15 protein-coding genes are annotated in these 13,574 nt (G+C 69.9%); 10 read left to right on the plus strand and 5 right to left on the minus strand.

The genetic code is table 11. The annotated features are described in order from the left end of the window. Positions 1 to 109: 109 nt before the first annotated feature. Together QQY66_RS35025 and meaB are read left to right on the plus strand one after the other, a co-directional pair. Entirely contained in the window at positions 110 to 1,312 is a 1,203-nt protein-coding gene (locus QQY66_RS35025; RefSeq protein ID WP_301984333.1) for an acetyl-CoA C-acetyltransferase, read from the plus strand. 34 nt (positions 1,313 to 1,346) lie between these two features. Beyond that, positions 1,347 to 2,303, plus strand: a complete 957-nt coding sequence (meaB, locus tag QQY66_RS35030; RefSeq protein ID WP_301984334.1) for a methylmalonyl Co-A mutase-associated GTPase MeaB — start codon at positions 1,347 to 1,349, stop codon at positions 2,301 to 2,303. Between the two features lie 116 nt (positions 2,304 to 2,419). Here the strand turns inward: meaB and QQY66_RS35035 are convergent, their stop codons facing one another. Further along, positions 2,420 to 3,094, minus strand: coding sequence for a PepSY domain-containing protein (locus QQY66_RS35035; RefSeq protein WP_301984335.1), 675 nt, complete (start codon positions 3,092 to 3,094; stop codon positions 2,420 to 2,422). A 185-nt stretch (positions 3,095 to 3,279) separates the two neighbouring features. On the opposite strand from QQY66_RS35035, the gene QQY66_RS35040 reads away from it, so the two are divergent. After that, positions 3,280 to 3,927, plus strand: a complete 648-nt coding sequence (locus QQY66_RS35040; protein ID WP_301984336.1) for a response regulator transcription factor — start codon at positions 3,280 to 3,282, stop codon at positions 3,925 to 3,927. Further along, positions 3,924 to 5,351 (plus strand): cell wall metabolism sensor histidine kinase WalK, encoded by a 1,428-nt coding sequence (locus QQY66_RS35045; RefSeq protein ID WP_301984337.1) that lies wholly within the window; start codon positions 3,924 to 3,926, stop codon positions 5,349 to 5,351. Before QQY66_RS35040 ends, QQY66_RS35045 begins: the two co-directional genes overlap by 4 nt. Positions 5,352 to 5,359: 8 nt before the next feature. Here QQY66_RS35045 and QQY66_RS35050 read toward each other — a convergent pair whose 3' ends face one another. The 4 genes from QQY66_RS35050 to QQY66_RS35065 form a co-directional block, all read right to left on the minus strand. Next, positions 5,360 to 5,836: a MarR family winged helix-turn-helix transcriptional regulator gene (locus tag QQY66_RS35050; RefSeq protein ID WP_301984338.1), complete on the minus strand. Its 477-nt coding sequence runs from the start codon at positions 5,834 to 5,836 to the stop codon at positions 5,360 to 5,362. A gap of 92 nt (positions 5,837 to 5,928) precedes the next feature. Continuing rightward, positions 5,929 to 6,684 carry an AIM24 family protein gene (locus QQY66_RS35055; protein ID WP_301987602.1) on the minus strand — a complete coding sequence of 252 codons (756 nt, stop codon included), beginning with the start codon at positions 6,682 to 6,684 and terminating at the stop codon, positions 5,929 to 5,931. Between the two features lie 35 nt (positions 6,685 to 6,719). Next, positions 6,720 to 7,370, minus strand: a complete 651-nt coding sequence (locus QQY66_RS35060; protein WP_301984339.1) for an AIM24 family protein — start codon at positions 7,368 to 7,370, stop codon at positions 6,720 to 6,722. Between the two features lies 1 nt (position 7,371). Beyond that, positions 7,372 to 8,004, minus strand: a complete 633-nt coding sequence (locus QQY66_RS35065; RefSeq protein WP_301987603.1) for an AIM24 family protein — start codon at positions 8,002 to 8,004, stop codon at positions 7,372 to 7,374. Between the two features lie 194 nt (positions 8,005 to 8,198). Here QQY66_RS35065 and QQY66_RS35070 point away from each other — a divergent pair, with 194 nt between their 5' ends. From QQY66_RS35070 to QQY66_RS35095, 6 genes are all read left to right on the plus strand, one after another. Continuing rightward, a complete protein-coding gene (locus QQY66_RS35070; protein ID WP_301984340.1) occupies positions 8,199 to 8,543 on the plus strand; it encodes a DUF3817 domain-containing protein in 345 nt (114 codons plus the stop codon). Further along, positions 8,540 to 8,836, plus strand: coding sequence for an MTH1187 family thiamine-binding protein (locus QQY66_RS35075; RefSeq protein WP_301984341.1), 297 nt, complete (start codon positions 8,540 to 8,542; stop codon positions 8,834 to 8,836). The genes QQY66_RS35070 and QQY66_RS35075 overlap by 4 nt, the downstream gene beginning before the upstream one ends. A 161-nt stretch (positions 8,837 to 8,997) precedes the next feature. After that, the gene (locus QQY66_RS35080; protein ID WP_301984342.1) at positions 8,998 to 9,750 is read left to right on the plus strand and encodes a hypothetical protein; all 753 of its coding nucleotides are present in this window, start codon (positions 8,998 to 9,000) and stop codon (positions 9,748 to 9,750) included. Then, on the plus strand, positions 9,747 to 10,427 hold the full coding sequence (locus QQY66_RS35085; RefSeq protein WP_301984343.1) for a DUF4166 domain-containing protein: 681 nt from the start codon (positions 9,747 to 9,749) through the stop codon (positions 10,425 to 10,427). The genes QQY66_RS35080 and QQY66_RS35085 overlap by 4 nt, the downstream gene beginning before the upstream one ends. After that, on the plus strand, positions 10,424 to 11,074 hold the full coding sequence (locus tag QQY66_RS35090) for a TetR/AcrR family transcriptional regulator (protein ID WP_301984344.1): 651 nt from the start codon (positions 10,424 to 10,426) through the stop codon (positions 11,072 to 11,074). Before QQY66_RS35085 ends, QQY66_RS35090 begins: the two co-directional genes overlap by 4 nt. 701 nt (positions 11,075 to 11,775) lie before the next feature. Then, positions 11,776 to 13,572, plus strand: a complete 1,797-nt coding sequence (locus tag QQY66_RS35095; RefSeq protein ID WP_301984345.1) for a cellulose synthase catalytic subunit — start codon at positions 11,776 to 11,778, stop codon at positions 13,570 to 13,572. Positions 13,573 to 13,574 lie beyond the last annotated feature (2 nt).

Below are 13,574 nucleotides of genomic sequence, written 5' to 3' on the forward strand. Positions count from 1 at the left end.
GCGCGCGATCACACCGACTGCCGGATGACGGGGTGGACTACCGCTCAGTACATTCGAAGTAAACCCTCGTTCACTCCTCAGCTGTGCAGCTGGAAGGGGATCGCACCTCATGTCTGGAACGAACACCACGACATCCGTCATCGTCGCGGGTGCCCGCACTCCGATGGGTCGGTTGCTCGGCTCGCTCAAATCGTTCTCCGGGGCCGATCTGGGCGGCTTCGCGATCAAGGCCGCCCTCGACCGTGCGGGGATCGGTGGCGACCAGGTGCAGTACGTGATCATGGGCCAGGTGCTCCAGGCCGGGGCAGGGCAGATCCCGGCGCGCCAGGCCGCGGTCAAGGCGGGCATTCCGATGAACGTCCCGGCACTCACCGTCAACAAGGTGTGCCTGTCGGGCCTGGACGCGATCGCGCTCGCGGACCAGTTGATCCGCGCCGGCGAGTTCGACGTGATCGTGGCCGGCGGCCAGGAGTCCATGACCAACGCCCCCCATCTGCTCCCGAAGTCCCGCGAGGGACACAAGTACGGGGCGATCGAGATGCTCGACGCCATGGCGTACGACGGTCTGACCGACCCCTGGGAGAACGTCCCCATGGGCCAGTCGACCGAGAAGCACAACACGAAGCTGGGCATCGCGCGCCCCGAGCAGGACGAGATCGCCGCCCTGTCCCACCAGCGCGCCGCGGCCGCCCAGAAGAACGGCGTCTTCGAGGCCGAGATCACCCCGGTCGAGATCCCGCAGCGCAAGGGCGAGCCGGTCGTCTTCAGCGAGGACGAGGGCATCCGCGCCGAGACGACGGCCGAGTCGCTGGGCAAGCTGCGCCCGGCGTTCGCCAAGGACGGCACGATCACCGCGGGTTCGGCCTCGCAGATCTCCGACGGTGCGGCGGCCGTGGTCGTGATGAGCAAGGCCAGGGCACAGGAGCTGGGCCTCGAGTGGATCGCCGAGATCGGCGCCCACGGCAATGTGGCCGGTCCGGACAACTCTCTCCAGTCGCAGCCGTCGAACGCGATCCTGCACGCCCTGAAGAAGGAGGGCCTGGAGGTCGCGGACCTCGACCTCATCGAGATCAACGAGGCGTTCGCGGCGGTCGCCGTCCAGTCAATGAAGGACCTTGGGGTGTCCAGCGAAAGGGTGAACGTCAATGGTGGCGCGATCGCCCTGGGCCACCCGATCGGCATGTCGGGCGCCCGCCTCGTGCTGCACCTGGCGCTGGAGCTGAAGCGCCGGGGCGGCGGTGTCGGCGCGGCCGCGCTGTGCGGCGGCGGCGGGCAGGGTGACGCGCTCATCGTGCGGGTACCCAAGGCCTGATGTCGTTTACGTAGGTGAGCTGAACGGAGCTGTGATGCAGGACGTCTCCACGCTGGTGGCCCAGGCCAGAGAAGGCCGGCCGCGGGCCGTGGCCCGGCTGATCTCCCTGGTGGAGGGGGCGTCCCCGCAACTCCGCGAGGTCATGACGGCGCTCGCCCCGTTGACGGGCAACGCGTACGTCGTCGGCCTCACCGGCTCACCTGGTGTCGGCAAGTCGACATCGACGTCGGCACTCGTCACGGCGTATCGCATGCAGGGCAAGCGGGTCGGCGTGCTCGCCGTCGACCCGTCCTCGCCGTTCTCCGGCGGCGCCCTGCTCGGCGACCGCGTCCGGATGTCGGAGCACGCCTCCGACCCCGGCGTCTACATCCGCTCCATGGCGACGCGCGGCCACCTGGGCGGCCTCGCGTGGTCCGCGCCGCAGGCGATCCGCGTACTGGACGCGGCGGGCTGCGACGTGATCCTGGTCGAGACGGTCGGCGTCGGCCAGTCGGAGGTCGAGATCGCCTCGCAGGCGGACACGAGCGTGGTCCTCCTGGCCCCCGGCATGGGCGACGGCATCCAGGCCGCCAAGGCCGGAATCCTGGAGATCGGCGATGTGTACGTCGTCAACAAGGCCGACCGCGACGGAGCCGACGCGACCGCCCGCGAGCTGAACCACATGCTGGGCCTCGGCGAGTCCCGGGGCCCGGGCGACTGGCGCCCCCCGATCGTCAAGACGGTCGCCGCCCGCGCCGAGGGCATCGACGAGGTCCTCGAAGCCCTGGAGAAGCACCGCGCCTGGATGGAGGAGCGCGGCGTCCTCGCCGAGCGCCGGCTGGCCCGCGCCTCCCGCGAGGTCGAGACGATCGCCGTCACCGCCCTGCGCGAGCGGATCGGCGACCTGCACGGCGACCGGCGGCTGAGCGCGCTGGCGGAGCGGATCGTCGCGGGGGAGCTGGATCCGTACCGGGCGGCGGACGAACTGGTGGCGGGGATCACGGCCGGCTGACGACCGCTCCGCGGGAAGCGCTATCAGCGGACGGCCGGAGCAGCGCCCTGAAGGGGCGCGGGGAACTGCGCGACCAGCCACGACGGGCCCGCAGCCGAACGACGGCCGAGCGTTCGTCAGTCGTCGTCGTGGTCGTCGTCGTGGCGCTCGCCGGTGTCGTCGTCCGCCCTGGCATTGCGGTCGTCGTCGTCCGAGTCCGCCGTGACCTTGCCGGTGTTCAGGTCGACGCGCCAGTCACGGTCGTCCTTGCCCGAGCCCGTGCTGACGTCCCAGGCCTTGGCGCGGCCGTCGTCGTCGAGGTCCACGTCCGTCACCGTTCCCTTGGCGGCGGCGGCCTCGGCGGCCTGCTCGGCGGTCACGGAGGTGCCCTTGAGGGCGGCGCGTACGCCGGCGGTGTCGTCGTCATCGTCCTCGCGTCCGGTGTGGGAGCCGAGGACGTTGCCGTTGGCCGGGTCGATGCGGACCGTGTGCCAGGTGGTGTCGTCGGCGAGGATGCGGACCTTCCACCCGGACGCGCCGTCGTCCCCGTCGTCACCCCCGTCGTCGTCACGGTCGTCGTCCAGTTCGGCGGAGACCGCGGTGCCCGGGGCTTCCTTGAGGGCGGCGGCGATCGCGTCGGCGGCGGTCACGGTGCCGGACTCGACGCGCGGCGCGGCGTCGTCCCGCGTCACCGTCGCGTCCTTCTGCCGCGCAGGCGCGTCGTCGTCCCCCGTGACCGCGAGTGCCGTGGCCGTACCGCCTCCGATCAGTGCGGCGGCCGTGACGGCGGCGATCACGATGTTGCGCTTCATGCTGATTCCTCCTCAGTCGTTTGCGTTTCGACGGGAATCAATCTGGCTGACCGACGCTGAGGGGAACCTGAAGCCGCCTGAAGAGATCTTCAGCTTGGCTTTGTCAGGCTGTACGCATGCGCCCGCCCGTCTCCCACCACCACCCTGCTCGAGGCGCTTCGCGCCGCCCCTTTCGATTCTTGATCGTGGAGGACGAAAAGCGGCTCGCCCTGTCGCTCGCCAAGGGCCTGACGGCCGAGGGCTACGCCGTCGACGTCGTGCACGACGGCCGCGAAGGCCTGCACCGGGCGACCGAGGGGACGTACGACCTGGTGATCCTCGACATCATGCTCCCTGGCCTCAACGGCTACCGCGTCTGCGCCGCCCTGCGCGCCGCAGGCCACGACGTGCCGATCCTGATGCTCACCGCGAAGGACGGGGAGTACGACGAGGCGGAGGGCCTCGACACGGGCGCGGACGACTACCTCACCAAGCCGTTCTCGTACGTCGTCCTGGTCGCCCGGATCAAGGCCCTGATGCGGCGACGGCAGGGCGCCGGGGCCTCGCCCGTGCACGTCCACGGCGATCTGAAGGTCGACACCGCCGCCCGCCGGGTCTTCCTGGCCGAGGACGAAGTGGCCCTGACCGCCAAGGAGTTCGCGGTCCTGGAGCAGCTCGTGCTGCGGGCCGGCGAGGTGGTGTCCAAGGCCGAGATGCTGGAGCACGTCTGGGACTTCGCGTACGAGGGCGACCCGAACATCGTCGAGGTGTACATCAGCACCCTGCGGCGCAAGCTGCGCGCCGGGCTCATCCGGACGGTGCGCGGCGCCGGTTACCGGCTGGAGACGGCGTGAGACGACGGCTCTTCGGCTCGGTACGCTCCCGGGCGACGCTCGGCGCCACTCTCGTCGTCGCCGTGGCGCTGCTCGCGGCCGGGACCGCCGTCCTGCTGTCCCTGCGGTCCAACCTCGTCGGCGAGGCGGGCACCCAGGCCGAGCGGTCCGCACGGGAGGTCGCCGCCGACCTCGCGGCCGGGACGGCGTACGGCCGGCTCTCCCTGGACGACGACGACCAGCCGGTCCAGGTCGTCGACGCGGACGGCAGGCTCGTCGCGGCCAGCGAGAAGCTGGAGCGGATCAGCGGGACGGGCACGGACGCGGTACGGCCGCAGACGCCGGGGGGCAGCCCGGTGGAGGGCGACGACGACGATGACGACGACAGCGGCAGCGACGACGACCAGTCCCTGGAACCCGGTGAGATCGGCCGGCACACCACCTTCCACGACGGTTCCGCGACCATCGAGAGGGAGACGGCCGACTACCGGTTCGCCGAGGTCCATGTGAAGGTCCCGGGCAAGGGCGCGCTGACCGTCTACGCGGGCGCCCCGCTGTCCGCCGAGCAGAGCGCCGTCAACACCGCGCTGACCGTCATGCTGATCGGCTTCCCGCTGCTGCTCGGCGTCGTCGCGGGCGTGACCTGGCTGGTCACCCGGCGTGCGCTGCACCCGGTCGAGGGCATTCGCGGTGAGATGGCCGCGATCACCGCCTCCGAGGACCTGGCACGCCGGGTGCCGGTGCCGGACACGCACGACGAGGTGGCCCGGCTCGCCCGGACGACGAACGAGACGCTGGCCGCCCTCGAGACCTCCGTGGAGCGCCAGCGGCGGTTCGTCGCCGACGCCTCCCACGAGCTGCGCAGCCCGATCGCGTCGCTGCGCACCCAGCTGGAGGTGGCCGCCGCCCACCCGGAGTTGCTGGACCTGGACGGGGCGGTCGCCGACACCGTACGACTGCAGCACCTGGCCGCCGACCTGCTGCTGCTGGCCCGGCTGGACGCGGGGGAGGGGCCGGCCGACACACGCGTGGACCTCGCCGCGCTGGCCCGGGAAGAGGCCGCGGGCCGGACGGGCGTGACGGTCGATGCCCCCGATACGGTGGAAGTGGCCGGATCACGCGGGCAGTTGGGGCGGGTGCTCGCCAATCTCCTGGACAACGCGCAGCGGCACGCCAGATCGGCCGTCACCGTGGCCGTGCGGCGGGACGGGGGCCGGGCGGTGGTCGAGGTCGCCGACGACGGCGAGGGGGTGCCGGAGGCCGACCGGGAGCGGATCTTCGAGCGGTTCGTACGGCTGGACGCCGCCCGCAGCCGTGACGACGGCGGCGCGGGGCTGGGCCTCGCCATCGCCCGGGACGTCGCCGTACGCCACGACGGCACGCTCACGGTGCTGGACGCACCGGCAGGCGGAGCCCTGTTCGCACTCCGCCTGCCGCTCGCCTGATCAGGACGTCAGGGGCGCCCTCGCTGCCCGCGCAGGTGCTCTGCGATCGGCTTCAGCGCCTTGTCGAGTTCGGTCAGTGCCTCGGGGGACAGCAGATCGATGAAGTGCCTCCGCACAGACGCCACATGATGGGGCGCGACCTTCTTCATCGTCTCCATGCCGTGCTCGGTCAGCACCGCGTACAGCCCGCGGCGGTCGGACTCGCAGTTCTCGCGCCGCACCAGGTCCGCGTTCTCCATGCGGGTGATCTGGTGCGAGAGGCGGCTCTTGGACTGGAGGGTGGCGGACGCGAGGTCGCTCATCCGCATCCGTACGTCCTCCGACTCGGAGAGATTCACTAGGATCTCGTAGTCGTTCATCGTCAGGCCGAACGGCTGCAGGTCCTTCTCGAGCTGGTACGTCAACAGCCTGTTGACCTCCAGGTGGGTGCGCCAGGCGCACTGCTCCGCATCGGTCAGCCAGCGCGTGGCCGTCTCGGTCTCCATGAATGAAGTCTACCTAAAAAGTTGAAAGGCGAACTAGTGAGGGTGGTGTGACTGCGTGCACGCGTTCGACGTCACACTCCGCAGACTACCGCTCACAGCCCGAAGCGACGCTGGAGGTCCCCCAGCTGTCCGGGAAGACGCGGTGCGCCCGGCTGCTGTCCGGGCCCTGTGTGTCCCCCCTGACCGCCGGGTACGCCGGCCTGCTGCGGGACCGCCCCCGTGGCCTGCTCGGTCATCAGGGTTTCGGTGGACTGCAGCAGGACCGTACCGGCTCCCACGAACTCGAACTGATGCTCCTCTCCGGAGGCCCCGCCGAGGCCCGTCATCGCACGTAGACCGCCCATCAGGCCCGTCATGTAGCCGTGGTCGTAGTGATGGCACGGCGACGGGCAGTCGGCCCAGCCGACGAGTGCCTGCGGGTCCACCCGGATCGGCGGTTCCATGAACACCACCGGACCGTTGGATGCGGCTACGAACTTGCCGGTTCCGATCAGCGTCAGAAAACCCGGAACGATCGACTGCTTGAGCGCGAGACTTGGCTGAAAAGCGAGCAGGTTGCCCGAGCGAATGGTCAGGTTGCCGTTCTCGAGGTCGTACGAATTCACGTCGAAGGCCCGGTCGGCGAGGAGCATCTTGCCCGATCCCTCCGCCACGACCCAGTCGCTCGCGTGCAGAGGCGAATGAAAGGACGTACGGACCAGACGGTCCAAACGGCCGTGCCCGATGCCGTTGAAGTCGATCGAGCCGTAGTAGGCGATCATCTTCCCCTTCTGCAGGAACCACTGGGTGCCCTTGAGCTCCACGCAGAAGGTGTACGAGTTCACGTTGTCGTCGGCGGGCAGGGTCATCGGGTCGTGGACGACGACGCCCGGAGTTCCGTAGGTCACAGCTTTTCCTCCGAGGCCTGGACGTACACCGCGCCGTTGCCGCTCAGCTCCAGTTGGAACGCCTCGCCGGAGCCGCGGCCCACCATGTCCCGCCAGCCCAGGGCTGTGGACAGCTTGTTGCGCACGTCGCCGTGGTGGGCGACGTACGCCTGGGGGTCGACATGGACGGGCCGCTGGGGGGTGATCGGTATCTCGAAGACACCGCCGTGCGCCATCACCGCGACCGCGCCCTGTCCCTTGAGGGTGGTGGTGAACAGCCCCTGGCCCGACACCTGGCCGCGGACCATGCCCATGACGCCGCCCTGGGAACCGAGGAACATCGTCCCCTGCTGAAGGGTGCCCTCGAAGGCGAGCAGCCGGTCCGCCTCCACACACAGCGTGTCGCCGGCGAGGTTGATCACCTGGACGTGGTGGCCGCCGTGCCCGAACAGCACCGTGCCGCTGCCCTCGACGGTCATCAGCGGCGTGTCCTCATTGGCGACCCGGCGCCCGATCATCGACATGATTCCGCCCTGGCCCCCGGCCGTGTTGGGCGTGAAGGACACCTCGCCCTTGTAGGCGAGCATGGCGCCGCGCTGACTGAACAGCCGCTGGCCGGGCATGACGGTCGCCTCGACCATCTTCGAGTTGATCTCACGAAAGCCCATGTCACACATCCCCCGCGACGGTGTTCCGCTCACTGGGCTGGACATACACGAGCCCATCCCCCTCGAAGCGGATCTGGAAGGCCTCACCGCCGCCCTCGCCCATGAACGTGCGGAACGTCACACCGGACTGGAAGGACTGCCGCAGATTCCCCTGATGCGCCACATAGGCCCCCGGGTCGACGCTCAGCGGATATTGCGGACTCACCCGCAGCGCCACAGCCGGCCCGTCGGACATGATCGCCGCCTGGCCATGCCCCTCGACGGTCGTCGTGAACAGCCCGTTGCCCTGCGAGGCGCCGCGCACCCCCGTGAAGGACGTGCCCGTCCGCAGTCCGGAGTCGGTCGCCAGCAGGTTGCTCGACTCCACGTACAGCTTGTCTCCCTGGAGGCTCACGAGGTTGATCTCGGACGCCCGGTCCGCGAACCAACAGGTCCCCTGCCCCCTCACCTCCATCACCGTCATCTGCTCCCCGGTGATCCGCCGCGTCACCATCCCGCGGATGCCCTCACCGCCGCCGCTCAGCTTCTTGAAGGCCATCTGCCCGTCGTACGCGACCATCGAGCCGTTCTTCGCCTTCACGGCGTCCCCGGTCATGTCGACGGCGAGCACCTTGCTGCCTTGAAGTCGGAACATCGCCACGGTGCGAAGGTAGCCGCAGCCGGTGTCCGCCAACAGGTCCCACGGGTGGAGATCGACCCTGACCGCACCCCTAGGGGCGGAGCGGGCCGCACCCCCGCCCGCGCGCCCCCACAGCCGTTTGCCACAATGGACGGACGTTTGTGCTCGTGTTCACAAGCAGTCGACGCCTCTCCCACCGAAGGTGACCCGTGGACCTCAAGACCGCCGCCGCCCTCCGCCGCCTCCGCCTCGTCTCGGCCCCCGAGGCCGTCTCGTTCCTGCTCCTGCTGGTCTGCTCGGTGCTGAAGCGGACCACGGACTTCAACGCGGTGCCCGTGATGGGCATGATCCACGGCGTTCTCTTCATCCTGTACGTGATCTTCTGGGCGGACGCCTGGAACCGTACGAAGTGGTCCCCGAAGACCGCCGCCCTGTACTTCGTCCTCTCCGTCCTGCCCACCGGCGGCTTCTTCGCCGAGCGCAAGCTCAAGCGCGAGACCGAGAACGCGGTGATCGCCTCCCGCGCCCGCAAGGAAGGGATCGTGAACGCGTGATCGTCGCCTTCTCCGTGACGCCGCTGGGCGTCGGCGAGGACGTGGGGGAGTACGTCGCCGACGCCGTCCGCGTGGTCCGCGAGTCCGGCCTGCCCAACCGAACGGACGCGATGTTCACGTCGATCGAGGGCGACAGCTGGGACGAGGTCATGGACGTCGTCAAGCGAGCGGTCGCCGCGGTCGAACAGCGCGCCCCGCGCGTGTCCCTGGTCCTCAAGGCGGACATCCGCCCCGGCGTGACCGACGGTCTCACCTCCAAGGTGGAGACGGTGGAGCGACACCTGGCCGAATAGGCGGCACGCACACCAGCAGCGAACCCCGGCCCGACAAGGGCCGGGGTTTTCTCGTTCCATCCCTTTGAGCGATCGCTCAAAAAACTGCTACGCTCCCGCCCAAGCAGTTTGAGCACACGCTCAAAAACCTGCTCACACAACACTCACCAGGGGGATGAACGATGGGTCTCTACATAGAGGCATTCATACGCGCCGACCTCGACGACCTCTGGACCCGCACCCAGGACCCCGCCCAGCACCAGCGCTGGGACCTCCGCTTCAGCGAGATCGACTACCTCCCGCGCACCGAAGGCGAGCCGCAGCGCTTCCGCTACGCCACGCGCGTGCTGCCCTTCCTCACCATCGCCGGCACCGGAATCTCGGCCGGCGAGAAGGAACGCCCCGACGGCACCCGCACCTCGGCCCTGCGCTTCGCCTCCTCGCACCCCCTCTCCCTCCTCGCCGAGGGCAGCGGCTACTGGCGCTACGTCCCCGACGGCGACGGAGTCCGCTTCCTCACCGGCTACGACTACCGCCCCCGCTGGGGCGCCTTCGGCGCACTGACCGACCGCCTCGTCCTGCGCCCCCTGATGGGCTGGGCGACGGCATGGTCCTTCGACCGCCTCCGCCTCTGGCTGGAGCGCGGTATCACGCCCGAGCGAGCGCTGCTGAACTGGCTGGCGGAAATGGCCGTACGAGCCCTGACCCTCACGCTCGCCGCCACGGCCCTGCTCAAGGCCTCCTCCCTCACCCTCTTCGGCCCGCTCGCGCCGACGATGGCGTACGTCTACCCCCTCTTCCTGACGCTCGCCATCTGCGCGGCCTTCCTCAAGTCCCCCCTCGCCTGCACGCCCGCGGCACGCCGCTGCCTGCGCATCCCACCCACGCGCGCGCGTGCCCCGCGCGTCCTGCGCACGCTGAAGGAGCTGCCATGACGTCGATCTTCCGCACGGTGATGGGCACGGACTTCGACCGCCTCCACCCCCAGCTGCAGCGCCGCTTCTCGGTCGGCCTGTCCACCGGCGAGGCGTGCACAGGCCAAGGCGTCATGCACCGCATCTGGCACGGCGGCCCGTGGGTCAAACCCTTCCTCACCCTCGGCACAACCCGGAACATCCTCGTCCCGCGCACCGGCCGGAACGTCCCCTTCACCATCGAGAACGTCCCGTACGTGGACACCTACGGCCGTGAGACGGTGACCTTCGTGCGCACCTTCGACCTGCCCGGCCGCCCCCGCCGCTTCGACGCCCAGATGGTGCTGAGCCCCAAGGGCGACCGAATCCTCGACTACCTCGGCACCCACCAGCACCTGGCGACCAACCTCCGCTTCAGCGCGGAGCCCGACGGCTCCCTCCTGATCCGCTCCGGCGAACACCGCTTCCGGGAGGGCCCGGTGGACGTACACGTCCCCGAACTGATCGGCGCGACCGCGCAGGTGAGGGAGAGCTACGACGACCGCACGGCCCGCTTCCGCATCCAAGTCCAGGTCGTGAACCGCTACTTCGGCCCGCTGTTCGGCTACGAGGGTTCGTTCAAGGCGACGTACACGGACATACAACGATGCGGTGTACGCCCCGGACTCCGCCCCGTCCGCGAGGAGTCCCGCGCATGAGCCCCGAGACGGCGAAGTCTCTCGAGACCAAGACCAGACTCCTCGAGGGCGCGCTGCGGACGCTCACCGAGCAGGGCATCGCCAAGACCTCGGCCCGCACCGTGGCAGCCACCGCCGGGGTCAATCAGGCGCTGGTCTTCTACCACTTCGGTTCGGTGGACGAACTGCTGGCGGCGGCGTGCCGGTACGGGGCCGAGCAGACAGTCGCCCGCTACCGCCCGCGCCTCGCCGCGGTCACGTCCCTCTCCGAACTCCTCACCGTGGGCCGGGAGATCCACGAACAGGAACGCGCCGGAGGCCATGTCGCCCTCCTCGGCCAGCTCCTCGCCGGCGCCCAGACCCACGAGAACCTCGGCCCGGCCACGGCGGCGGGGCTCGACCTGTGGATCGTCGAGATCGAGAAGGTCCTCACCCGAGTCCTGACGGCGACACCCTTCGGGGAGTTCGCGGACCCGGCGGGGCTGGCGCGCGCGGTTGCCGCGTCCTTCGTAGGCATCGAACTGTACGAAGGGGTGGACGCGGTCGGGGCGACCGCCGCGCTGGACGCCCTGGAGCAACTCGGGTTTCTTGTCGGGGCGTTGGAGGAACTGGGACCCGTAGCGCAACGGGCGGTACGCCACCACCTCCGCCGGACCAGCCGACGCTGACAACCCGGCACCCGGCGTCGGTGCTGGCCCGGGGTGGGTCGCGCAGCCCGGCGCTGACGGGGCGCCGCCTGCGCCCACCCGTGCCGCCCCAGGCGGCACGCATGCCCGCAGCTAGGCGGGACGCCCCGGCGTCCTGCGGCGCATGCCACCACGCACCCGCGGTCGCCCACGGCGAGAAGGGGACGCGGTGGGGGTGTCCGCCCGCAGCGGTTGTCGCGTCAACACGGGCACCTCTGTCAGAGACCGAGCCGCGACGTTCCGAGGACGGACACCCCCACCGCGGCCCCGCCCCCACCACGAACCAAAGGCGCTACACGCACCCCCACCCACCCGCACCCCCGCCGGGAGGCACCCCACCCACACACCGCACCGCGCGCCACGCATCATCCCCACCACAGACCACACCCCCGCCGGGAGGCACCCGCACCGCACCCCGCTACACGCACCCCCACACACCCGCGCCCCCCGCCGGGAGGCACCCCACCCACACCGCACCGCGCGCCACGCATCATCCCCACCACAGACCACACCCCCGCCGGGAGGCACCCGCACCGCACCCCGCTACACGCACCCCCACCCACCCGCACCCCCACCAAAGCCACCGGCACCCACCTGGACGCGTCCAGTTCGACACACCCCCAAAACTCCACTTTTGTATGGGTATCGACTAGTTCGATCACCCCACACAACTGGAGGACGCTGTGCGGCAGCCGGAGGGCTACGACTACGACACCCACAGCCGACTGGCAGGACCGCCCAGGGAGCCGTCGGACCAGGCGTACCGGGTCCAGTACATATCGCTCCTCGCACGCGAGCCGCACCGAATACGGGCGATCCTGCTCATGACCCTCGCGCCGATCCTCACCGGCGCCCTCCTCGTCTACCTCGTATGGCCCAGCCACTGGGTGGACCGCGAAGGCGGCGACGAGTGGATGGCCGTCCTGGACGTCACCATGCTGATATCCATCGGCCTGATCGAGCTCTTCATGGTCGTCAACGTCGCCTCCGTCGCCCACGCCACCATGGTCGCCCGCGACCCCGTCCCGGTGTTCCCCGAACCCGGCACCCGCGTCGCCTTCCTCACCACCTACGTCCCGGGCAAGGAACCCCTCGACATGGTCCGCGCCACCCTCGAAGGCGCGACCCGGATCCACCACCCCGGCCCCCTGGACGTCTGGCTCCTCGACGAGGGCGACGACGACCAGGCCAAAGCCCTCTGCACCGAACTCGGCGTGCGGCACTTCACCCGCCGAGGCGTCCCCGAGTGGAACAGACCGGACGGCGTCCACAAGGCCCGCACCAAGCACGGCAACTACAACGCCTGGATCGCGATGCACGGCGCGGAGTACGACTTCTTCGCCTCCGTCGACACCGACCACGTCCCGCTCCCCAACTTCCTGGAGCGGATGATGGGTTACTTCCGCGACCCGGACGTCGCCTTCGTCGTAGGCCCCCAGGTGTACGGCAACTACCACAACCCGGTCACCAAGGCAGCGGAGTCCCAGCAGTTCCTCTTCCACGCGCTGATACAACGCGCGGGCAACCGCTACCGCGCCCCCATGTTCGTCGGCACGAACAACGTCGTACGCATCGAAGCCGTGAAGCAAATAGGCGGCCTCTACGACTCGATCACCGAAGACATGGCCACCGGCTTCGAACTGCACCGCACCCGCAACCCCAAAACCCGCAACCACTGGCGCAGCGTCTACACCCCGGACGTACTCGCGGTCGGCGAGGGCCCCGCCTCCTGGACGGACTTCTTCACCCAGCAGATGCGCTGGTCGCGCGGCACCTACGAGACGCTGATCAAGCAGTACTGGAGGGCCCCCGGCAAGATGCCCCCGGGCCGTTTCCTCTCGTACACGCTCATGCTGGTCTACTACCCGATGACGGCGGTCAACTGGTTCCTCGGCATCCTCAGCTGCGTCCTGTTCCTCTGGTTCGGCGCCTCCGGCACCCAAGTCGCCGCCTCGGTCTGGCTGATGCTCTACAGCGACGCCGCCGCCCTCCAGATCGGCCTCTACCTCTGGAACCGCCGCCACAACGTCTCCCCGCACGAACCACAGGGCTCCGGCGGCCTGGCCGGCATGGCGATGTCGGCCCTCTCGGCCCCCATCTACCTCAAGTCCCTCGGCGAGGCCGTCCTGCGCCGCCCCAGCCGCTTCGTGGTGACACCGAAGGGCGACGACGCCAGCCCGGACCGCCTGCTCACCTTCCGCATCCACCTCTTCTGGGCGGGCCTCCTCGCGACCTCCCTCACCGCGTCGGTGATCCTCGACAACACGCACGCGGCGATGCGCACCTGGGCGCTCCTGGCCACGGCGATCTCCCTGGCGCCGGTCGCCGTATGGTGCTCCACCCTGCTCAAGGAGCGCAGGGAGCCCCCGCCGCTGCCCGTACTGCACGCCCCGCCCCGCAGAGCCGAAGGAGCCGAACCCGCGCTCGCCGGCAACAGCGCGGGCACCACGGTCGCCGGCTCCACGACGGGAGGCAACTAGGC

The organism is Streptomyces sp. DG2A-72 (genome assembly GCF_030499575.1).
GTDB lineage: Bacteria > Actinomycetota > Actinomycetes > Streptomycetales > Streptomycetaceae > Streptomyces.